This is a genomic window from Caballeronia sp. NCF2, from assembly GCF_023631205.1.
GTDB lineage: Bacteria > Pseudomonadota > Gammaproteobacteria > Burkholderiales > Burkholderiaceae > Caballeronia > Caballeronia zhejiangensis.
This window is the reverse complement of record NZ_JALQDN010000002.1, coordinates 131,245-152,925: the sequence shown is the minus strand read 5'-3', so window position 1 is coordinate 152,925 and position 21,681 is coordinate 131,245. Positions and strand designations below refer to the sequence as shown.

At 64.5% G+C, this 21,681-nt stretch carries 20 protein-coding genes and 1 tRNA gene; 12 read left to right on the top strand and 9 right to left on the bottom strand.

Annotated elements, in window-relative coordinates; all coding sequences use genetic code 11:
* Positions 1–164 precede the first annotated feature (164 nt).
* The 6 genes from NCS02_RS02910 to NCS02_RS02885 all read left to right on the top strand — a co-directional run bounded on the left by NCS02_RS02910 (position 165) and on the right by NCS02_RS02885 (position 4,877).
* The gene (locus tag NCS02_RS02910; RefSeq protein WP_008351330.1) at positions 165–1,085 is read left to right on the top strand and encodes a branched-chain amino acid transaminase; all 921 of its coding nucleotides are present in this window, start codon (positions 165–167) and stop codon (positions 1,083–1,085) included.
* Positions 1,086–1,151: 66 nt separating this feature from the next.
* Positions 1,152–1,349, top strand: coding sequence for a zinc-finger domain-containing protein (locus NCS02_RS02905; protein ID WP_008351333.1), 198 nt, complete (start codon positions 1,152–1,154; stop codon positions 1,347–1,349).
* 126 nt (positions 1,350–1,475) lie between these two features.
* The gene (gene waaF / locus NCS02_RS02900; protein ID WP_008351335.1) at positions 1,476–2,549 is read left to right on the top strand and encodes a lipopolysaccharide heptosyltransferase II; all 1,074 of its coding nucleotides are present in this window, start codon (positions 1,476–1,478) and stop codon (positions 2,547–2,549) included.
* 165 nt (positions 2,550–2,714) lie between these two features.
* Positions 2,715–3,161: a nuclear transport factor 2 family protein gene (locus NCS02_RS02895; RefSeq protein WP_008351336.1), complete on the top strand. Its 447-nt coding sequence runs from the start codon at positions 2,715–2,717 to the stop codon at positions 3,159–3,161.
* A 33-nt stretch (positions 3,162–3,194) separates the two neighbouring features.
* Positions 3,195–4,286, top strand: coding sequence for a YheT family hydrolase (locus NCS02_RS02890; protein WP_244807711.1), 1,092 nt, complete (start codon positions 3,195–3,197; stop codon positions 4,284–4,286).
* 6 nt (positions 4,287–4,292) lie between these two features.
* Positions 4,293–4,877: a DUF2946 family protein gene (locus tag NCS02_RS02885; RefSeq protein ID WP_250481486.1), complete on the top strand. Its 585-nt coding sequence runs from the start codon at positions 4,293–4,295 to the stop codon at positions 4,875–4,877.
* 5 nt (positions 4,878–4,882) lie between these two features.
* Here NCS02_RS02885 and NCS02_RS02880 read toward each other — a convergent pair whose 3' ends face one another.
* Positions 4,883–6,853: a M48 family metalloprotease gene (locus NCS02_RS02880; protein WP_244807709.1), complete on the bottom strand. Its 1,971-nt coding sequence runs from the start codon at positions 6,851–6,853 to the stop codon at positions 4,883–4,885.
* 167 nt (positions 6,854–7,020) lie between these two features.
* Between NCS02_RS02880 and moaC the strand changes: the two genes are divergently transcribed.
* Positions 7,021–7,518 (top strand): cyclic pyranopterin monophosphate synthase MoaC, encoded by a 498-nt coding sequence (gene moaC, locus NCS02_RS02875; RefSeq protein WP_008351343.1) that lies wholly within the window; start codon positions 7,021–7,023, stop codon positions 7,516–7,518.
* A gap of 4 nt (positions 7,519–7,522) precedes the next feature.
* Here the strand turns inward: moaC and NCS02_RS02870 are convergent, their stop codons facing one another.
* The 8 genes from NCS02_RS02870 to recA all read right to left on the bottom strand — a co-directional run bounded on the left by NCS02_RS02870 (position 7,523) and on the right by recA (position 16,051).
* On the bottom strand, positions 7,523–9,328 hold the full coding sequence (locus tag NCS02_RS02870; protein ID WP_244807708.1) for a PglL family O-oligosaccharyltransferase: 1,806 nt from the start codon (positions 9,326–9,328) through the stop codon (positions 7,523–7,525).
* Between the two features lie 162 nt (positions 9,329–9,490).
* Positions 9,491–10,081 (bottom strand): pilin, encoded by a 591-nt coding sequence (locus NCS02_RS02865; RefSeq protein WP_008351347.1) that lies wholly within the window; start codon positions 10,079–10,081, stop codon positions 9,491–9,493.
* 111 nt (positions 10,082–10,192) lie between these two features.
* On the bottom strand, positions 10,193–10,903 hold the full coding sequence (locus NCS02_RS02860) for a TerC family protein (protein WP_250481484.1): 711 nt from the start codon (positions 10,901–10,903) through the stop codon (positions 10,193–10,195).
* 108 nt (positions 10,904–11,011) lie between these two features.
* Positions 11,012–11,893, bottom strand: a complete 882-nt coding sequence (sucD, locus tag NCS02_RS02855; RefSeq protein ID WP_008351350.1) for a succinate--CoA ligase subunit alpha — start codon at positions 11,891–11,893, stop codon at positions 11,012–11,014.
* 97 nt (positions 11,894–11,990) lie between these two features.
* Positions 11,991–13,157 carry an ADP-forming succinate--CoA ligase subunit beta gene (sucC, locus tag NCS02_RS02850; RefSeq protein WP_008351353.1) on the bottom strand — a complete coding sequence of 389 codons (1,167 nt, stop codon included), beginning with the start codon at positions 13,155–13,157 and terminating at the stop codon, positions 11,991–11,993.
* 105 nt (positions 13,158–13,262) lie between these two features.
* A complete protein-coding gene (locus NCS02_RS02845; RefSeq protein WP_034470713.1) occupies positions 13,263–13,901 on the bottom strand; it encodes a DUF2889 domain-containing protein in 639 nt (212 codons plus the stop codon).
* Positions 13,902–14,013: 112 nt separating this feature from the next.
* Positions 14,014–14,961: a recombination regulator RecX gene (gene recX, locus NCS02_RS02840; RefSeq protein ID WP_250481482.1), complete on the bottom strand. Its 948-nt coding sequence runs from the start codon at positions 14,959–14,961 to the stop codon at positions 14,014–14,016.
* Positions 14,962–14,980: 19 nt separating this feature from the next.
* On the bottom strand, positions 14,981–16,051 hold the full coding sequence (gene recA, locus NCS02_RS02835) for a recombinase RecA (protein ID WP_008351360.1): 1,071 nt from the start codon (positions 16,049–16,051) through the stop codon (positions 14,981–14,983).
* Between the two features lie 282 nt (positions 16,052–16,333).
* On the opposite strand from recA, the gene NCS02_RS02830 reads away from it, so the two are divergent.
* From NCS02_RS02830 to NCS02_RS02810, 5 genes are all read left to right on the top strand, one after another.
* Complete coding sequence (locus NCS02_RS02830) at positions 16,334–17,062, top strand: response regulator transcription factor (RefSeq protein ID WP_250480300.1); 729 nt, start codon at positions 16,334–16,336, stop codon at positions 17,060–17,062.
* Between the two features lie 5 nt (positions 17,063–17,067).
* Positions 17,068–18,639: a sensor histidine kinase gene (locus NCS02_RS02825; RefSeq protein ID WP_008351363.1), complete on the top strand. Its 1,572-nt coding sequence runs from the start codon at positions 17,068–17,070 to the stop codon at positions 18,637–18,639.
* Positions 18,640–18,872: 233 nt separating this feature from the next.
* The gene (locus NCS02_RS02820; RefSeq protein WP_008351365.1) at positions 18,873–20,531 is read left to right on the top strand and encodes an MFS transporter; all 1,659 of its coding nucleotides are present in this window, start codon (positions 18,873–18,875) and stop codon (positions 20,529–20,531) included.
* Between the two features lie 88 nt (positions 20,532–20,619).
* Positions 20,620–20,696, top strand: a tRNA-Met gene (locus NCS02_RS02815).
* Positions 20,697–20,815: 119 nt separating this feature from the next.
* Entirely contained in the window at positions 20,816–21,676 is an 861-nt protein-coding gene (locus NCS02_RS02810; protein ID WP_175979834.1) for a MurR/RpiR family transcriptional regulator, read from the top strand.
* Positions 21,677–21,681: the final 5 nt, after the last annotated feature.

Below are 21,681 nucleotides of genomic sequence, written 5' to 3'. Positions count from 1 at the left end.
AAGACGCTAAAATGACGGTCTTTCACAGCCTTTGCGCCTTCATGCGCGCGTTCGCCGGCAATCGCCGATGCACGAACGCGGCGCGAGATGCGCGAGCGCCGCCGCCCGGAAGTCTTTGGCGGCCTGCCCCGAACTCACTTGAACGAGACAGCTAGGAGAACCGTATGTCAATGGCCGACCGCGACGGCAAGATCTGGATGGATGGCAAGCTGATCGACTGGCGTGATGCCAAGATCCACGTTCTGACCCACACGTTGCACTACGGCATGGGTGTCTTCGAAGGCGTGCGCGCGTACAAGACCGCGCAGGGCACGGCCATTTTCCGCCTGAAGGAACACACGAAGCGCCTGCTCAACTCGGCGAAGATCTTCCAGATGGACGTCCCGTTCGATGCCGCGACGCTCGAAGCCGCGCAACTCGAAGTCGTGAAGGCGAACGCGCTCGAGTCGTGCTACATCCGCCCGATCATCTGGGTCGGCTCGGAAAAGCTCGGCGTGTCGGCGAAGGGCAACACCATCCATGTTGCGATCGCCGCGTGGCCGTGGGGCGCATATCTCGGTGAAGACGGGCTCGCCAAGGGCATCCGCGTGAAGACGTCGTCGTTCACGCGCCATCATGTGAACGTGTCGATGGTCCGCGCGAAGGCGTCCGGCTGGTACGTGAACTCGATTCTCGCCAACCAGGAAGCCGTCGCCGACGGCTACGACGAAGCGCTGCTGCTCGACGTCGACGGCTACGTGTCGGAAGGCTCCGGCGAAAACTTCTTCCTCGTGAACAACGGCAAGATCTACACGCCGGATCTGGCTTCGTGCCTCGACGGCATCACGCGCGACACAGTCATCACGCTGGCGCGCGATTTCGGCATCCCGGTGATCGAAAAGCGCATCACCCGCGACGAGGTCTACACCTGCGACGAAGCGTTCTTCACCGGCACCGCCGCCGAAGTCACGCCGATCCGCGAGCTGGACAACCGCACCATCGGTTCGGGCGCGCGCGGTCCGATCACGGAAAAGCTGCAAAGCGCGTTCTTCGACGTCGTCGGCGGCAAGAACGAGAAGTACGCGAGCTGGCTCGCGAAGGTTTAAACAATCTCATGCGACGCGGCGGGCCGTTCGCTCGCCGCGCGACGTACATCACGAAAAGAGATAGCAATGAGCGACCTGAAGGAAATGCCGCTGGTGGAATTGTCGGCGAAGGATCTGCCCGCCTTCTGCCCGAACCCGAAGATGCAGCGCTGGAGCACGCATCCGCGCGTGTTCATCGACGTGACGCACGGCGAGGCGCGCTGCCCGTATTGCGGCACGCGCTACAAGCTGAAAGACGGCGAAGTGCTCAAGGGCGGTCACTGAAGCCCGCGGGGCGCTGGCCGCGCCCTGGCTCACGCGCGCCGTACGCGGCGCGAAACATACCCACGACAATCGACGGCTCGCCCCAAGGCGGCGGGCCGCGTTCATTTTGAGATCGGATAACAACAGATGCGCCGCGCGCTGGTTATAGCACCGAACTGGATCGGTGACGCATTGATGGCGCAGCCGCTCTTCACGCTCTTGCGCAAGCTTCATCCGCGTATCGCGATCGACGCCGTCGCGCCCACCTGGGTCGCACCCGTGCTCGAGCGCATGCCGGAAATCCGCGATGTCTACGCGACCGACCTCGCCCACGGCAAGCTGCAACTGCTGCGCCGCTGGCAGCTCGCGAGTGATTTGCGCGATGTCGGTTACGACGCCGCCTATGTGCTGCCCAACTCCGTCAAATCCGCGCTGATTCCGTGGATGGCGGGCATCAACCTGCGCATCGGCTACAAGGGCGAGAGCCGCTACGGGCTCTTGAACGTGCGCCACGCGAATCCGCCGAAAACCGACCGTCCGCCGATGACCGCGCATTACGCGGCGCTCGCCTATGCGCCGGGCGCGAAGCTGCCGTTCGTCGACCGGTTCGCGCAGCCGGAAGCCGCCGCGCTTCCCGACGCGCAGACGCTGCCGGTGCCGCGCCTCGAAGCCGATCCGAACGAAGCCGCGCGCGTCTCGACGCGCTTCAACCTCGACACGCGCGCGCCGCTCGTCGTGTTCTGCCCCGGCGCGGAATACGGTCCGGCCAAGCGCTGGCCGCCGGAGCATTTCGCTTCGCTCGCCCAGTTCATCGCGCAGTCGTTTCCGTATGCGCGCATGATCGCGCTCGGTTCGAAGAAGGATGCGCCGATCGCGCAGGCCATCGCGGAGCGCGCGCCGATGGTGCGCAACCTGTGCGGCCAGACTTCGCTCGGTGAGGCGTGCGCGCTTATTTCGCGGGCGAGCGCCGTCGTCACGAACGATTCGGGGCTGATGCACGTCGCGGCCGCCTCGCGCCGGCCGCTCGTCGCGGTCTACGGCTCGACCGATCCGCGCCACACGCCGCCCTTGTCCGATCTCGCAAAGGTACAATGGCTGCATCTTGAATGCAGTCCGTGCTTTGCCCGCGAGTGTCCGCTCGGCCATCTGAACTGCCTTCGCGAACTCTCGGCCGAACAGGTCTTCGCCGATGTGCGCGGCATGCTGCTCGCGCATCGTTGATGTTGCGCTCACGCGTCGAAACGCGTGTTCGTACCGGCGGTTTCCGGCCGTGTGTGCGGGTGCGGACACGCGAATGTCTCCGAACGGGGGCATGCTTTGACCAATGACCGTTGCAGCGCGCCGTTTCGTTGGCGTGAAGCATCGAATGCCAGAGACCCACGAGCCATGCCACGTTTCGCCCGCCTCTTCGAAGCCGCCGCCGATACCCTCAACGCTTACTATCAGGCAGTCGCGGACAACAGCATCGACACGGTGATGTCGTTGTGGATCGACGAGGAGTTCGCCACCTGCGTGTGCGCGGACGGCACGCATCTGCACGGGCTGGAAAGCATCCGCGCGGGTCTCGCGAAGCAGTTCGAGACGCAGCCCGTGACCGTCGAGCCGCTCGATATTCGCGTGTACGACAGCCTGGGCACGGTCGTCTATGCGATCGCCGAGGCGCATCAGCCGGCCGAGCCAGCCAGCGCGCCGCGCATGATCTACACGACGTATGTGATGGTTCACGAACGCGGCGAGTGGCGCATCGCGCATATTCACGCAAGCGAGATGCCGATCGAAACCGCGGGCCAGTTCGCCGCGAAGCTGCGTCACGGTCAGGGACCGCTGCACTAAGAAATTCGAAGAAGACGTCTGTCGGGAGGGGCCATGAAGCGCGATCCGTTGTTGAAGCACGATTCGTCGTTCGTGGACAAAGCGCCCGCCGTGGCACTGAAGGAAACCGCGCGCCTGCTTTCGCCGGGCGCCGCCGAATGGCTCTACAGCGCGCCGCGCTGGCTGCCCACGAGCCATGCGCAAACCATCGTCCCGGCGCTCTTCGGCCGCAAGCCCGACGTGCGTTACCGGCGCGAGCGCTGGAATACGCCCGACGGCGATTTCATCGATCTCGACTTTCTCGCGCACGATCCCGCCGATCCCGCCGATCCCGCCGATCAACCCGCCGCGAACGCCCCGCTCTTCGTGCTCTTCCACGGCCTCGAAGGCAGTTCCGATTCGCACTACGCTCGCACGATGATGGCCGCCGCCCGGGCGCGCGGCTGGCACGGCGTCGTGCCGCATTTCCGCAGTTGCAGCGGCCCGCTCAATCTGCTGCCGCGCTTCTACCATCTCGCGGACAGCGCCGAAGTCGACTGGATTCTGCGGCGGCTCGCGCAAGTGCATCGCGGGCCGATCGTCGCGGCGGGCGTGTCGCTCGGCGGCAACGTGCTGCTGCACTGGCTGTGCCAGCGCGGCACGGACGCGTCGATCATCAGCGCGGCGGCGGCCATTTCCGCGCCGCTCGATGTCCACGCGGGCGGCCTCGCGATCTCGCAAGGCTTCGGCATGGTCTATACGCGCAGCTTCCTGAAGTCGCTCAAAAAGAAGGCGCTCGCGAAGCTCGGGCAGTATCCCGGTCTCTACGACCGCAACGCCGTGCTCGCCGCGCGCACGCTGTACGAGTTCGACAACGTCGTCACCGCGCCGCTGCACGGCTTTCGCGACACCAATCACTACTGGTCGACGGCGACGATCCGCGCGCATCTGAAGCACATCGAAGTGCCCGCGCTGCTGCTGAACGCGCGCAACGATCCGTTCCTGCCCGAGTTCGCGTTGCCGTCGACGGCGGAAGTATCGGCGCGCGTGACGCTCGATCAGCCGAACCACGGCGGGCACGTCGGCTTCATGACGGGACCGTTTCCGGGCCGGATCGACTGGCTGTCGCAGCGCGTGTTCGGTTATCTGGAGAACTTCGTTTCGTGAACCGTCATGGATGACATCGTCAAGCAGGCGCTCGCCAAATGGCCCAACGTTCCGCACTGCACGGGCTGGCTGCTGCTCGACCGGCGCGGTCAGTGGCGCATGCGCGACGACGCCGCGCAAGCCGCCGGCGAACTCGGCACGCCGATCCGGCATGAGGCGCTGCTGGGCTTCATCAACCGCAACTACGAAAGCGATGCCGACGGCCAGTGGTTCTTTCAGAACGGCCCGCAGCGCGTGTATGTTGAGCTCGTGTACACGCCGTGGATCGTGCGTCTGCATGCGGCGGACGGCGCATTGCGGCTGATCGATCAGGGCGGCGCGCCGTTCGAGCCGGCGCATGTCTGGATCGACGACGCAGGCGGCATTCTCCTTTCCGATGACGCCTCGCCCGCACGCATCGCCGCCCTTCACGATCACGATCTCGAACTCTTCGCGGACCACGCGTCGCTCGACGATGCCGGCACACGCGGCGTGTTCCACTGGCGCGACGGCGTCGATCTGACCGTGCAGCCGATCGCCCGCGCCGATGTCGCCGCGCGCTTTCGCTTCGTCGCGAGTCCGGCCGAACGCGCCGCCGCGAAGAAAGACTGAGCTAGCTAGCCGTTCTTCTCCATCTCGCGCTCTTCCTTGTAGCGCGTCTCGAAATCGCGCAGCCGGGCGGAAATCGTCGAAAGATCGTAGAAACTCGCGGTCTTGACGTCGCGCGCTTCCTTCAGTTGCCGGATCGCGGATGCCCACGCGCCATCGAGCGCGAACTTTTCCGCCATCGCCTGATGCTGTTGCAGCGGATCGTTGAGACCCGCGCTTGCCTGCGCGAGATAGAACCACCAGTCGGGGCGCGTCGGCTCGGCGCGTGTTTCGCGGCGCGCGAGCATCTGGGCGTCGGCGAAGCGGCGCGCGGAAAGCAGCGTCTGCAGATGCACGTCGATGGCGGCGTGCGACGCCGGCCAGCGCTTTTGCGCGAGGTCCGCGAGGCGGATCGCATCGTCGTTGCGGCCCGCGCGGCGCGCGATGTCGGCGGCGAGCACGTCGAGGCTCGGCGTGCTGCGCAGCGCCGGCGGTGCGGATTGAGGTTTCGCCGGCGGAGCCGAGCGGGCTTCGACGCGAACCGGTGGAAGCACGATGTCGCTCTTCGCGCGCAATGCATTGCCGTTGCCCGAGTCTCCGAGATTGAGCGGCGTGCGCGCGTTGTCGAGCGGCGTCGCGATCGTCGACGCATCCGCGTTGCGCAGCGACGGCTCGCCGCTCTTCTTGCGCGGAGCCGGCTGCGTTTGACCAACCGCGCGATCCTCCTTTTGCACTTGCGCCGATGCCGCCGCCGCGCTCGCCTCCTCGCCCTCGAATAGCGCGCGCGCCTTCGCGAGCGCGTCGCTGGCCGCGTCGTGATTGCCCAGCAGCGATTGCGCGAGCGCGATGCCGTACCAGTTGGACGCGGGATTGAGCGCCGTCTGATCCTCGATTTCTGATTTGAGCCGGCTCGCGACCTCGCGATAATCACTCGCGTAATTCACCTGCAGCACGCGCGCCCGGGCGCGCACGAACGCGTATTCGGCCGACTGACGCGGCTGCCGGTACGGCACGCGCCGCGCGCGGCCTTCCATGTCGGCGATGCGGTCGATCGTGAGCGGGTGCGTGCGCACGTACGGCGGCACGCCGTTATCGGCCATCGACGCGCGATCGAGACGCTCGAAGAACGCTGCCATCGCGTAAGGATCGTAGCCGGCGGCCGCGAGCATCTGGAAACCGACGCGGTCGGCCTCGTGCTCGGCCGCGCGCGAGAAGCGCAACTGATTGTCGACGGCGAACGCCTGGCCGCCCATCGCGATGCCCATGCCGAGATCGCCGCTATGGGCGAGCAGGCCCGCGAGCAGGCCGGCGAGCATCCCGGCGAGTGCGGCGTAGGAACTCTTTTCCTGCGTGCTGAGCATCCGCGCGATGTGCCGCTGAAGGACGTGCCCCATTTCATGGCCGATGACCGACGCCAGCTCCGATTCCGTTTGCGTCGCGGCAATCAGCCCCGTGTTCACGCCGATAAAGCCGCCCGGCATCGAAAACGCGTTGATCTGCGCGTCGCGCACGGCGAAGAGATCGAAATCCGGCCGATAGCCGCCGAGATACTGCGTCGCCGCCGCCGCTGAAAGCTTCGACGAGATCGAGTCGAGATAGTCGCGCAGCAGCCAGTCGTCGAGATAATCGGGATCGGCGCGCACTTCGCGCATCATCTTCTCGCCGACCTTGCGCTCGGCCTGCGGCGTGAGGGAGCCGCCGGAGCCGTCGCCGAGATCCGGAAGCTGCACCGACGACAGCGGCGCGCGCAAACCGGACATCGTCCCGGGGCGGTTCGCGAAACGGCTTTCCGCGCCGCCGTAGACGCCGAACACGCCTTCCGCGATGTTGCCCGGCACGTCGCCGCTGGCGCTTTCCTGCGACGCGCGCAGTTGCGCGGCCGCGAGCGTGCCGGTCGAGCCCGCGGAAGGCGAACTGGATTGCGCCAGCGCCGCGGGCGGCATGGCGAGGGCGACGCAAAGGAGGGAGGCGAGCGCGCGGCTCGGACGTGTGAAATGCATGGCGCGAAGCGCCGATAGTCGGCTCGAGAATCGAAACGGGCTTATCGTATCAAGTGTTGCGCGCGGCGCGTCTCAGGTCCGCGGTGCGTCGCGCCGGACCGTGGCTTTGTGCGGAAAATCGCGCGGATTCACGCTGGTATGATAGGCGCCCATTCGAAGGAGACGCTATGTCCGGACTCACCCATTTCGATGCCGCCGGCGAGGCGCATATGGTCGATGTCGGCGCGAAAAACGAAACGCGCCGCGTGGCCGTTGCACGCGGCTCGATCGCGATGCTCGCGCCCACGCTCGCGCTGATCCGCGAAGGCCGAGCGAAAAAAGGCGATGTGCTGGGCGTCGCGCGCATCGCCGCGATTCAGGGTGCGAAGCGCACGGCCGATCTGATTCCGCTGTGTCATCCGCTGGCGCTGACGCGCGTCGCGGTGGATTTCACGATCGATGAAGCGCTACCCGGCGTGCACTGTGAAGTGCGCGTGGAGACGGTCGGGCGCACGGGCGTGGAAATGGAAGCGCTGACCGCCGTGCAGGTCGGATTGCTCACGATCTACGACATGTGCAAGGCGGTGGATCGGGGGATGACCATCACCAATGTGAAAGTGATGGAAAAGCACGGTGGGAAGTCGGGGGATTGGGTGGCGGACGACCAGCCGTCGCCCGCGCCCTGACCGCTCACTCTTCTTCCTCATCCTCCGAAGGCTCCTGATTCGGCAGCGGCACACCATACAGCTTCACCAGATCCGCCTTGAACGACGCCAGCGGCTTGCCCGCTTCGTCCGCCAGATCGTAGACGGCCAAAAGCTGCTTTGGCCAGTCGTGCAACTGCGTCGCGAAGATCTTCAGGCGCGCCATCGTGTCGAGCGCCTCGGCCTTCTGCCCGGCGAGCGCCTGCAACACCGCGTAGCGGCGCAGCACGGTCTCCCCCGGCAACAGCGCAATCGCCTTCCGATGCGCCGCGAGTTTCTCCTCGACGTTCTGCGCGTTGATCGGCAGCAAGGTCGCCGCACCGTATTCGCCCCACGCCGTGAACAGGAAAGACGGATTTTCACGATACTGCTCGGCCGGGCGCGAGCCGTAGTACAGCACTTCCGCGCGGTTGTAGTCGCGTAAGGTCGGATACAACGCCGCGAGCCCGCCGAGCACCAGCACGACATATACGCCATAAGAGAGCGGACGCGGAACCAGCCGCAAGGGACGCGTCTCCAGAAGGCCGATGACGAGCATCGCCGGCATCAGAAAGAACATGTACTGCTGCGGATACTCGACGAGCGCATGCATCATCAGGACGCCGAGCAGCGACAATCCGAAAATGCGCGCCGGCGTCTGCGGCGCGCGCAGCACGCGAATCAGCCAGAATACGACGCTCGCGACCAGAATCGCGACGCCGAGCGCACCCGTTTTCGCGAGCAGATCGATGAAGATGTCGTGCGCGTTGTTCGCGATCTCGACGCCGCCCAGATCGCGCACGAGGTCGAACTGATAGCGCGGAAACTCGCCCCATCCGACGCCCAGCAGCGGATGCGTCTTGAACATCGTCCAGCCGTACTTCCAGAGCGCGAGGCGCGGCGCGATCTGACTCGCTTCCTGCATGCGCTCCGCCGCCGATTGCGCGAGCCCGAAATCGAAGCGCACGTTCGCCCAGCGCACGGCCGCGTTCACCGCGAAAAAGACGATCGCGAGCAGAATCGGGACGATCCACGCGCGCGTATCGCGGCGGCCGGGGCCGTCGAAGCCTTCCGACGCGACCGGCCGCCCGAGCACGAACGCCATCCAGAAGCCGGCGACGACTATCACCGCCGTCTGCAGCCACGGCCCGCGCGATACGGTCAACGCGAGCCCGAGCGAGTAGATCGCCGACAAGATCAGCCACAGAACGAGCGGCAGCCGACGCGCCTGCACGAAATAAAGCGCGCCCGCCAGCGCGAACGCGATCACGGTCGCGAGGTGATTCGCCTGCGCCATGTTGCCGAACGGGCGCCGTTCGATCATCACGTTGTACGCGACCACGAACGGCGTGAATTTCACTTCGAGATGCAGCAACTGCACGATCTGACAGAAGACCGCGAACAGTCCGCCGACCATCAGCGCAGCCGCGCCGATACGCAGCGTCTTCTCGCCGAGCCCCGCCCGCACGAGACCGAAGCCCGTATGCACCGCGAGAAACGAAGCGAGCAGAAACGCGCCGCCGAGCCAGTTCATCGATGGCTGCGCGATCGGCAACAGCACCGTCTGCGCGACGAGCAACACGCCGAACGCAAGCGGCATCAATGCGACGACCGGCGATGCGAACGGCACCTTCGGCTCGGAGACGCGCACGAGGAGCGCAACCGTCGCACCGAGCGCCAGATAAAGCGCGAGCGCGCTGTATTCGGCGTAGAAGGTCGGAATCGGATACGTGTGGTTGACGACCGCGAAGGGAAACGTCAACGCAAGGCACAGAACGGCGAAGCAGAGAAAGCGCGCGTATTGGGAAGGCATGAGGAACTGGGAACGTCGGCGACCGGCGCACTATACAAAACTTTGCCCCCGCTGTCCGTCGAACGGCCGGTTTTGCTACCAAATCGCCAACTTTCGCGCAAAAACGACGGCGCGACGGCGCGGCGGCGACGTAAATCCTCCCGCCGCGCTTCGCGTCAGTGCTTACGCGCGGCACTCCGGCGGTGCGAGATTGCCTGGCAATGTCGGTGCCTGCGCGGGCGTCGGACCGGCGCCCGGCGCGGGCAGCGACGACTCGGTCTTCTTGCCCGCGAAGCATTCCCACGTCACCGACCCCGATTGCACGGAACCGCGGCTGAGCGACACGCGCGCCGTAGGTGTATCGGCGTTGTCGGGTGTCGAAGGCACGAGCACGAGCGTGTTCGAACCCGCCGGCGCGACGCGCGTCGTATAGGCGATCGTGATCTGCCCGTTGTCGCTGTCGACGTGAATCGACTCGACGTTGCGCGTGCCCGGCGGCGACGCGAATCCGCCCGCCAGATCCGCGCCGCTCGCCGCGTTCTCCGCCACTGCGAGGCGCGCGGCCGCCGCGAGCGTCATGCCTTCACCCACGCGGCTTCGGGCAAGATAATCCTGATACGCCGGTATCGCATACGCCGCGACCACGCCGACGATCGCAAGCACGATCATCAGTTCGATCAGTGTGAAGCCGCGTGTCAGCGCATCTTTCGTGCGCCCGAACCACCATGCGCGCCGTTCGCGCGGCACGTCCAAAACCGAAGCCTTCGTCGTCATTGCTACTCCCTGAAAAACAGAAAAGCGCCCTTCCGCGCAATGCGGTCAGGACGCTTCGATCGTATTCAGGGAGCCGCTCCGGCGGCAGTCAGCCGAACGGCCTAGGAGAAATCAACTCGCCGCGCGATTGCCGTCGGCGAGCGCGCGCCGCTTGAGCAGCCAGCCCAACGCGACGACAAGCAACGCGCCCGCCAGACGCGCCGCATATCCGACGAGTTCGGTATTGAGCGCGGGCCATCGGTCGATGAATGGATCGTCGATGATGAGGCCGCCCGCGATCCAGCCGAGCAGACCCGCGCCGAGCAGCACGACGGCGGGCAAGCGGTCGAGCAGCTTCAGCACCAGCGTGCTGCCCCAGACGATGAGCGGAATGCTCACGACCAGGCCGAAGATCACCAGCGTGAGCCTATGACGCGGATCGGCGGCTTCGGCCGCGCCCGCGATCGCGATGACGTTGTCGAGGCTCATGACGGCATCGGCGACGATGATCGTCTTCACCGCCGCCCACAGCCGGTCGGATGCGTCGATCTGATGATCGTCGTGGTCCGGCTGCATCAGCTTTACGCCGATCCACAGCAGCAGCAAGCCACCGAGAAACTTGAGAAACGGAATGTCGAGCAGAAAGACCGCGAACGCGATGAGCACGACGCGCAGGATGATTGCGCCGAGCGTGCCGAACACGATGCCGCGCGTGCGCTGCCGATCCGGCAGATTGCGGCAGGCGAGCGCGATCACGACGGCGTTGTCGCCGCCGAGCAGAATGTCGATCACGATGATCTGAACGACCGCGCCCCAATGGAGCGTCGAAAAGAATTCAAGCATGAGGCTGAAATGAAAAAAGCGAGGAAGCAGCGCTCCCTCGCTTTTCAATGGCTTTTACGAAAGGAATCAGTAAGAGTACCAAACCCTCGCGTAATTTGCCTGCTTCGATCAGAGAACCGACTTCAGCAGACGTGCCATCTCCGACGGATTCTTCGTGACCTTGATGCCGCACGCGTCCATGATTTCGAGCTTGGCGTCAGCCGTGTCCGCACCGCCCGAGATCAGCGCGCCTGCGTGGCCCATGCGCTTGCCCGGAGGCGCCGTCACGCCCGCGATGAAGCCGACGACCGGCTTCTTCATGTTGTCCTTGATCCAGTAAGCGGCGTTCGCTTCGTCCGGACCGCCGATCTCGCCGATCATGATGACGGCGTCCGTTTCCGGATCGTCGTTGAACATCTTCATCACGTCGATGTGCTTCAGACCGTTGATCGGATCGCCGCCGATACCGACCGCCGACGACTGGCCGAGGCCCAGCGCCGTCAACTGGCCGACCGCTTCATACGTCAGCGTGCCCGAACGCGACACGACGCCGATGCGGCCCTTCTTGTGGATGTGACCCGGCATGATGCCGATCTTCAGCTCGTCCGGCGTGATCGTGCCGGGGCAGTTCGGTCCGAGCAGCAGCGTCTTGCGATTTTCGCGGCGCATGCGGTCCTTGATTTCGAGCATGTCGCGAACCGGAATGCCTTCCGTGATGCAGATCGCGAGATCGAGATCGGCCTCGACGGCTTCCCAGATCGCGGCGGCAGCGCCCGCGGGCGGCACGTAGATGACCGAAACGGTCGCGCCGGTTTCGGCCTTCGCTTCCTTCACGGACGCGTAGATGGGAATGCCTTCGAAGTCTTCGCCGGCCTTCTTCGGGTTCACGCCCGCGACGTACGCTTCGCGGCCGTTCGCGTATTCGCGGCAGGCGCGCGTGTGGAACTGGCCGGTCTTGCCGGTGATGCCCTGCGTGATGACCTTCGTGTCTTTGTTGATCAGAATCGACATGTAGTGACCTCTGTTCGTTTGGCGTCGCCATGCAAAAAGCCAGGCGCCGCCATTCGTATCTGGTGGAACGCTCTCTTAAGGCAACAAGCGAACGCGCTTACTTGCCTTCGGCCGCCGCGACGACCTTCTGCGCGGCTTCTTCCATGCTGTCCGCCGAGATGATCGGCAGGCCCGAGTCGGCCAGCATCTTCTTGCCGAGGTCTTCGTTCGTGCCCTTCATGCGCACGACGAGCGGCACCTTCAGGTCCACGGCCTTCGACGCAGCGATCACGCCTTCGGCGATCACGTCGCAACGCATGATGCCGCCGAAGATGTTCACGAGGATCGCCTTCAGGTTCGGGTTCTTCAGCATCAGCTTGAACGCTTCGGTCACTTTCTCGGTCGTCGCACCGCCGCCGACGTCGAGGAAGTTCGCCGGCTCGCCGCCGAACAGCTTGATGGTGTCCATCGTGGCCATCGCGAGGCCTGCGCCGTTCACGAGACAGCCGATGTTGCCGTCGAGCGAGATGTATGCGAGGTCGAACTTCGACGCTTCGACTTCAGCCGGATCTTCTTCGTCCAGATCGCGGTACGCGACGATTTCCGGATGACGGAACAGCGCGTTCGAATCGAAGTTGAACTTGGCGTCGAGCGCGATGACCTTGCCTTCGCCGGTCACGATCAGCGGGTTGATTTCCGCGAGCGATGCGTCGGTTTCGAAGAACGCCTTGTACAGGCCTTGCAGGATCGCGCGCGCTTGCGGGATCGATGCATCGGGAATGCCGATCTTGCGTGCGAGATCATCGGCGTCCGCGTCTTGCAGACCGGTCGACGGCTCGACGGCGAACTTGTGCAGCAGTTCCGGCGTCTTTTCCGCGACTTCTTCGATGTCCATGCCGCCTTCGCTCGACGCCATCACGACGATCTTCTGCGAAACGCGGTCGAGCACGAGGCCGACGTACAGTTCCTTCTTGATGTCCGCGCCTTCTTCGATCAGCAGGCGATTGACCTTCTGGCCTTCGGGGCCGGTCTGGTGCGTGACGAGCTGCATGCCGAGGATCTGGTTCGCGTATTCGCGGACCTGTTCGATCGACTTCGCGACCTTCACGCCGCCGCCCTTACCGCGGCCGCCGGCGTGAATCTGCGCCTTGACGACCCAAACCGGGCCGCCCAGCTCTTCCGCGGCCTTGACCGCATCATCCACCGAGAACACGGGTTTGCCGCGCGGGACCGCGACGCCGAATTTCCGCAGGATTTCCTTACCCTGGTACTCGTGAATCTTCATGCGTGATTCCTTCAGTCTGAGAGTTGGAGTGAACTTCTGTTTGCTTGAACCGCTGATTCTTTTCTTGTTTGAATTCCGTGCGTGAGCGCGAGCGCTGCTTGCGCGCTACGAGGCGGACTTTGTCTCCGGCCTGTCTTGCACCGTTGTTCCGGATCTGGATGGTTCGCCGGGCGCGTGGCCGAACCAGCGCGGGTAGTGTTCCCTGACCGCGGGTCCGTCGAAACGCAGCGCGTGGCATCGGCCGAGCTGAAACGGCGGCTCGTCGCGCTGCGCGTTGGCGTCGGCTTGCTTGAATGGATTGCCGTCCTCGATCTTCCAGACGTCGCCCGCGAATGCCTGAATGGCTGCGGTCGGCAAGACCCCGCACAACTCGGTGAGATGCGTGCAGCCGGCAGTGCCGCGCAGCAGCGTGTTGGCTTCGCGGCGAAAATTCTGGAGGAGATTGAGCCCGATGAGCTTGCGATAGACCGCATTGGACTCGGCGCACAAACCGCCATACGGCGCCCAGTCGGACGACGCTTCGACGTCGACGATGCTGAGTGTGCGATCGATGGTGATGCGCAGCCAGAGTTCATGGATCGGCAGGCCGTGCGGCCGGACGCCCGTCGCGAGCTGGAAGTCGCGCGGCTTCTCATCGGTTAGACAGGCTTCGATATCCCACAGGCCGTCGTCGCGTTCGAACGCTTCCACTCGAATCGCGCGGCTATGACGCAATTGTCGGGGAGCGGGAGGCGAGAGAGGCATGCTGGAGTGAGCCGGTACGGGGAAAACCGTGGAATTTTAGCATATCGGGTATTTCGAGCCGGGCATGTGCCTGACGAATGGAACGCGCGTGCGGATCAAGCCGAACGGGCGCTCAGTCGTCGACGATTTCCTCGCTCCAATCTTCGTCACCGCCCTTCAATATCTTGCCGATCGTACCGCTCGAAAAACCGCGCGCAGCCAGAAAGCGCGCCTGCTTGGCGCGCTCGGCGGGCGTCTCCGGCGGCACGCCGTATTTCTTTTCCCACACCGCCCTGGCGCGCGCGGTTTCGGACTGCGCGAGCTTGTCGGCGGTTTCGCTGATGAGCGTTTCGCCGACGGCATGCCGCTTCAGCTCGCTGATGATCCTGCTGCCGCCCATGCGCGACGCCCGCCGATGCACGACGCTCTCGACGAAGCGCTCGTTCGACAGCCAGCCATCGCGCTCGAGACTGTCCAACAGGGATTCGAGCGGAGCGGCTTCTTCGACGTACGGACGCAGCTTGCGCGACAACTCCGCGCGGCTGTACTCGCGACGCGACAGGAACGCGAGCGCGCGGCCCTTCAACGAGCGTTGCGGACGTTTGGGATTGTTGACTTCGTTTGCCGATGTCTTGCGGGTGCGCTGGCTGGAGCGGCTATAAACCGTTTCGCCGGAAACGGCTGGCGATGGCTCGGAAGGCACGCATTGTTCGAAGGGCTCGAATGGATCGGCGTCTTCGAATGGGTCCGGCGGGTTAGCGGACGGCGGGCTGCGATCGGCGGCAGGCGCCTTCGGCTGCGCTGTCGCCTGCTTCAGTAAGGCGCGAGCTTGTTCCAGGCGGGCCGCGCGATCATTCGCGTCTACGCTGCTTTCATCCCTTTTAACAGGCTCGAAAACGCGATGCGCCGACGCGAATGACTTCGCGCCGGCGCGTTCCTTGTTGCTGCGCCTGAAGCCGCCTGACTTCGACGATGCACCGCGCCGCTCGCTGCTTCGCTCGTAGCGATCGACGGAATCGGAATCGTCGCCGGTTCCGTTATCCGCCGGGTCTGCCTTGGATCCGAGCCGGCGCGTCTGCATCTTCCTTCAGGCTCGATGCTTACTCGTCGTCGGCCGCTGCGGCGCTTGCGACGACAGCTTCGCCCAATGCAGCGACGCCCAGCGATTCGCGGATCTTGTTCTCGATCTCGCGCGCGATGTCCGGATTTTCGCGCAGGAATTCCCGCGCGTTGTCCTTGCCCTGACCGATGCGATCGCCGTTGTAGCTGTACCAGGCGCCCGCCTTGTCGACCAGCTTCGCCTGCACGCCCAGATCGATGATTTCACCCTGACGCGAAATGCCTTCGCCATAAAGAATGTCGAAGATGGCTTCGCGGAACGGCGGCGAGACCTTGTTCTTCACAACCTTCACGCGCGTCTCGTTGCCGATGACTTCGTCGTTCTTCTTGATCGAACCGATACGGCGGATATCCAGACGCACCGACGAGTAGAACTTGAGCGCGTTGCCGCCCGTGGTGGTTTCCGGGTTGCCGAACATCACGCCGATCTTCATGCGGATCTGGTTGATGAAGATGACGAGGCAGTTCGTGCGCTTGATCGTGCCGGTGAGCTTGCGCAGCGCCTGCGACATCAGACGCGCTTGCAGACCCGGCAGCGAGTCGCCCATTTCGCCTTCGATTTCCGCCTTCGGCACGAGCGCCGCGACCGAGTCGATCACGATCATGTCGATGGAGCCGGAGCGCACCAGCGCGTCCGCGATTTCGAGCGCCTGCTCGCCCGTGTCCGGCTGCGAGATCAGCAGTTCGGGCACGTTCACGCCGAGCTTGCCGGCGTACTGCACGTCGAGCGCGTGTTCCGCGTCGATGAACGCCGCTGTGCCGCCGAGCTTCTGCATCTCCGCGATCACCTGCAGCGTGAGCGTGGTTTTACCCGACGACTCCGGACCGTAGATTTCCACGACACGACCGCGCGGCAAGCCGCCGACGCCGAGCGCGATGTCCAGCCCGAGCGAACCGGTGGAAACCACTTGAATGTCTTCGACCGCCTCACCTGCGCCGAGCCGCATGATCGACCCTTTGCCGAATTGCTTTTCGATCTGCGAGAGCGCGGCGGCCAGGGCCTTGCTCTTCTCCGCAGTCATGCCAGCCGGGCCTTTCTTGCTTTCTTCCATGAATCGTCCTTTGCTATGATGAACGGCGTCTGAGGCAGTGTTCACGGGGTTTTTCGCCGCTCGATCGAGCATACGAAACCGCCCTTCCCACTCACGCAGACACTGTATAAAAAAACAGTAGTTTTTGCAAGCCTGTCGCGGCGTGGCGCAGCTTTTTTTCCACGTCGCCCAAGCACGCAAGAACCACGAACACCTGGAGACCGCCGCGCCGGGCGACACACGGTGCCGGCAATGCCGATGCGCTTCATCGCGCATGCATGGCGTACAAAGGCGCACACGACGATGCGAATCCTCATTGCCGAAGACGACAGCATACTCGCGGACGGGCTCGTCCGATCACTCCGCCAATCGGGATACGCCGTCGACCATGTGAAGCATGGCGTCGAAGCGGACACCGCCCTTTCCCTGCAAACTTTCGACCTGCTGATCCTCGATCTCGGCCTGCCGCTGATGCCCGGTCTCGAGGTGCTGCGCCGCCTGCGCGCGCGCAATTCGCAGATGCCCGTGCTGATCCTCACCGCCGCCGATTCCGTCGACGAGCGCGTGAAAGGTCTCGATCTCGGCGCGGACGATTACATGGCGAAGCCCTTCGCGCTCAACGAACTCGAAGCGCGCGTCCGTGCGCTCACGCGCCGCGGCGCGGGCGGCGGTCCGACCGTCGTCCGGCACGGCTCGCTCGCCTTCGATCAGATCGGGCGCATTGCGACCATCGGCGATCAGGTCATCGATCTTTCGGCGCGCGAGCTCGGCGTGCTCGAAGTGCTGCTGCAGCGAACCGGCCGGCTCGTATCGAAGGAGCAGCTCGTCAATCACCTGTGCGAGTGGGGCGAGGAAGTCAGCAATAACGCGATCGAGGTCTACGTGCATCGGCTACGGAAGAAGATCGAGCCGAGCGGCGCGAAGATCATCACGGTACGCGGTCTCGGTTACACGCTGGAGAAAGCGGCCGCCACGACGAACGGCGCGGGCGGGCCGCACGCCGGCGAGTCCGCCGGCCATCACTATAAGTAGGCCGCATGGCGTCGCCCGTTTCCCACGAAACTCAGCGAAACGCACAAGCGAACGACGACTCCGACGCGCTGCGCGACGCGCGCTACGCGAATCCGTTCGCGCCGCCCGACGAGCTCGAGCCCGACGCCGAAACGCATCCACGCTCGCTCTTCGGCGAGATTCTCGACTGGATGCTCGCGCCGCTGCTGCTGCTCTGGCCGATGAGCATCGCGGTGACGTATCTGGTCGCGAAATCGATCGCGAACGGGCCGTTCGACCGCGCGCTCGAAGCCGACGCCTACGTGCTCGCGCGCCAGATTCAGCCGGTAAACGGCGTCGCGGAACTCCGCCTGCCCGACGCGACGCGCGATTTCCTGCGCGCCGATAACGTCGACAGCGTGTTTTTCCAGGTGCTCGGCACGCGCGGCGAACTCGTCGGCGGCGATCGCGACATGCCCTTGCCGCACGACGACGATCGTCCGCAGCCGGGCATCGTCGAGTTTCGCGACGATGTGCTGCGCGGCAACGATATCCGCGTCGCATACACGACGGTCGATCTGCCCGGCCTCGCGCCCGGGCGCGATCCGCACAGCGCGCAGCCGGTGCTCGTGCAGGTCGCGGAGACGCTCGACAAACGCAGCCAGCTCGCCAACGACATCATCAAGGGCGTGATCCTGCCGCAGTTCGTGATCCTGCCGCTCGCGATCATCCTCGTATGGTTCGGGCTTTCGCGCGGGCTCGCGCCGCTGCACGCGCTGCAGTCGAACATCCGCGCGCGCCGCCCCGACGATCTGTCGCCGCTGCAGGCCGGCAGCGCGCCGCCGGAGATCGCGCCGCTCGTCGCGTCGTTCAACGACCTGCTCACGCGCCTCGAACAGAACATGGAGTTCCAGAAGCGCTTCATCGCCGATGCCGCGCATCAGATGAAAACGCCGCTCGCGGGCCTGCGCATGCAGGCGGAACTCGCGATGCGCCAGGACGTCTCGACGGAAGTGCAGCGCTCGCTAGAACAGATCGCGATGAGTTCCGAGCATGCCGCGCGTCTCGTCACGCAATTGCTCGCGCTCGCGCGCGCCGAGAATCGCGCGACGGGGCAGATATTCACGCGCATCGTCCTGACCGATCTCGCGCGGCTCGCGGTGCGCGACTGGGTTCAGGCGGCGCTCGCGAAACGCATGGATCTCGGTTATGAGGAGCCGCCGTTTGCGGTCGAAGTGGAAGGCAATGTCGTGATGCTGCGCGAGATGCTGTCGAACCTGATCGACAACGCGATCCGCTACACGCCGGCGGGCGGGCGCATCACCGTACGCGTGCGGACCGACGACGACGATCTCGATCTCGTGCATCTGGAAGTGGAAGACACGGGACTCGGCATTCCGGCGGCGGAGCGCGAGCGCGTGGTCGAGCGCTTCTATCGCATTCTCGGGCGCGACGGCGACGGCAGCGGACTCGGTCTTGCCATCGTCAAGGAGATCGCGGCGATGCACGGCGGCGCGCTCGCCATCGAGGATCACGTGTATCAGGACAGCCCGCGACTCGCCGGAACGCTTGTCCGCGTCAGTCTTCAGCGGGTTTTTCCTGCCCGGGACAAACCCTGAGCGCGAGCGCGGCGGATTCCCATTTCGCGCGCACGAAGCACGAGCATAGACTAATTTAGATGGTCGTTCGCATCACATATGCGCGGCTTCGGCGCAAATCGTCGTTTCGGACGTCACTCGCGTCCGGACACGCCGCGTCAGAACGCCGTAAGTTTTCGTTCCAATAATCCTTTGCACCGGGAGCCGCCTTATCGCGGACCGATGTAATCGAAAATCAGAACAGGAGACGATGCATGGCTACGGTCGAAGGGCGCGTGTCACACGCACCGATGACGGCGGAGGAGAAGAAGGTCATCTTCGCTTCGTCGCTCGGCACGGTGTTCGAATGGTATGACTTCTATCTGGCGGGCTCGCTCGCCGTCTATATCAGCAAGACGTTCTTCTCGGGCGTCAATCCGACGGCCGGCTTCATCTTCACCTTGCTGGGCTTCGCGGCGGGCTTCGCGGTGCGTCCGTTCGGCGCGATCGTGTTCGGGCGGCTCGGCGACATGGTCGGGCGCAAGTACACGTTCCTCGTGACGATCGTCATCATGGGTCTGTCGACGTTCCTGATCGGCTTCCTGCCGGGATACGCGACCATAGGCATCGCGGCGCCGATCATCTTCATCGCAATGCGGTTGTTGCAAGGCCTCGCGCTCGGCGGCGAATACGGCGGCGCGGCGACGTATGTCGCGGAACATGCGCCGTCGAACAAGCGCGGCGCGTGGACGGCGTGGATCCAGACCACGGCGACGCTCGGCCTCTTCATCTCGCTGATCGTGATTCTCGCGGTCCGCACGATCATGGGCGAAGAGCAGTTCGGCGCTTGGGGCTGGCGCATTCCGTTCCTCGTATCGATCCTGCTGCTCGCGATCTCGGTGTGGATTCGGATGAAACTGCATGAATCGCCGGTGTTCGAGCGCATCAAGGCGGAAGGCAAGACCTCGAAGGCGCCGCTCAAGGAAGCGTTCGGCGAGTGGAAGAACCTGAAGATCGTGCTGCTCGCGCTCTTCGGTCTGACGGCGGGACAGGCGGTCGTGTGGTACACGGGCCAGTTCTACTCGCTCTTCTTCCTCACGCAGACGCTCAAGGTCGATGGCACCAGCGCGAACATCATGGTCGCGGTTGCGCTGCTGATCGGTACGCCATTCTTCGTGTTCTTCGGGTCGCTGTCGGATCGTATCGGCCGCAAGCCGATCATCATGGCGGGCTGCCTGATTGCCGCGCTCTCCTTCTTCCCGCTCTTCAAGGCGCTCGCGCACTACACAAATCCGACGCTCGAAGCCGCGACGCAGAAGTCGCCGATCGTCGTCATCGCCGATCCGGGCGAGTGCTCGTTCCAGTTCAATCCGGTGGGCACGGCGAAGTTCACGAGCTCGTGCGATATCGCGAAGAGCGCGCTGTCGAAGGCCGGTCTCAACTATGAGAACGTGGCGGCGCCGGCGGGCACGCAGGCGCAGATCAAGGTCGGCGAAACGGTGGTGAACACGTACGACGGCAAGGCCGCCGACGCGAAGACGCAAGGCGCGGCGTTCGACAAGACGCTCGCCGGCACGCTGAAGAGCGCGGGTTATCCGGCAAAGGCCGATCCGGCGCTGATCAACTGGCCGATGGCGATCGTGGTGCTGACGATCCTCGTGATCTTCGTGACGATGGTCTACGGCCCGATCGCGGCGATGCTGGTCGAGATGTTCCCGGCGCGCATCCGCTATACGTCGATGTCGCTGCCGTATCACATCGGCAATGGCTGGTTCGGCGGCTTCCTGCCGGCGACCGCGTTCGCGATCGTCGCCGCGAAGGGCGATATCTACTCGGGCTTGTGGTATCCGATCGTGATCGCGTTGATCACCTTCGTGATCGGCATGCTGTTCGTGAAGGACACGCGCAAGTCGAATGTCTATCACGAGGATTAATCGACGGGCTTCTGCGCGATTTGTTAAATAAATCGCGCAGAAGGGGTTGACACCCGCTTCGACGCTCGCCATAATCTCGTCTTCTTTCGGCGAATTAGCTCAGTCGGTTAGAGCGACGGAATCATAATCCGCAGGTCCGGGGTTCGAGTCCCTGATTCGCCACCAGCTTCAAGAAAAAGCCGCTGTTCCACAAGGACAGCGGCTTTTTTGTTTTCTGCGCGCGACCGCTCTCCACGTCGCGCTCATGCTTAAATAGCGCGTCCGCTTCCTCAAGCATCCAGAACGTGCCCACCTTCGACCAACTCGCGGCGACGATCCGCGACCGCTTCCCCGATCTGAGCCCGCAATTCCAGGCCGGCGCCGCCTTCCTTCTCGACTATCCCGACGAAGTCGCCGTCCTCTCGATGCGCAAGGTCGCCGAGCGCGCCAAGGTCCAGCCCGCCGCGATGGTCCGTCTCTCCCAGCAACTCGGCTTCCCCGGCTGGAACGAGTTGCGCGAAATTTTCGTGAGCCGCGTACGCACGCGCCCCGAGCCGCTGACGACGCGCGCCCGTTCGCTCGTCAAAGGCGGCGCCGACAATCACCTGAGCCGCGATCTCGCACACGCGCAATCGCACAATCTCGAACTCACGCTCGCGCAAAACGCGCAGAGCGTCGTCGATACGGCGAAGACGCTCAAGAAAGCGCCGCATGTGCACGTCGCGGGCTTTCGGTCGTGCTATCCGGTCGCGTTCGGCCTGCTTTATGGATATCGCCTGTTTCGGCCGTCGGTGAGTTTGATCAGCGGCGAAGCGGGCACGCTCGAAATGCAACTGCGCGGCATCGAGAAAAAGCACGCGGTGGTCGTCGTCAGCTTTGCGCCGTATTCCGTCGAAGCCGTGCGCGTCGCGCAGGCGGCGATCGAGCGCGGCGCGAAACTCATCACGCTCACTGACAGCGCCGTGTCGCCCATCGCGCTGAACGCCGATCACACGCTGATCTTCGCGCACGAATCGCCGTCGTTCTTTCCGTCGCTCGTCGCGGCGTCGGCGCTGGCGGAGATGCTCGTCGCGCATCTGCTCGCGCTCGAAGGCAAGGACGCCGTCGCCCATCTCGAACAGGCCGAAGCCGCGCTGCACGCGCACGGCGCCTACGCGGCGAGCTAAATCGG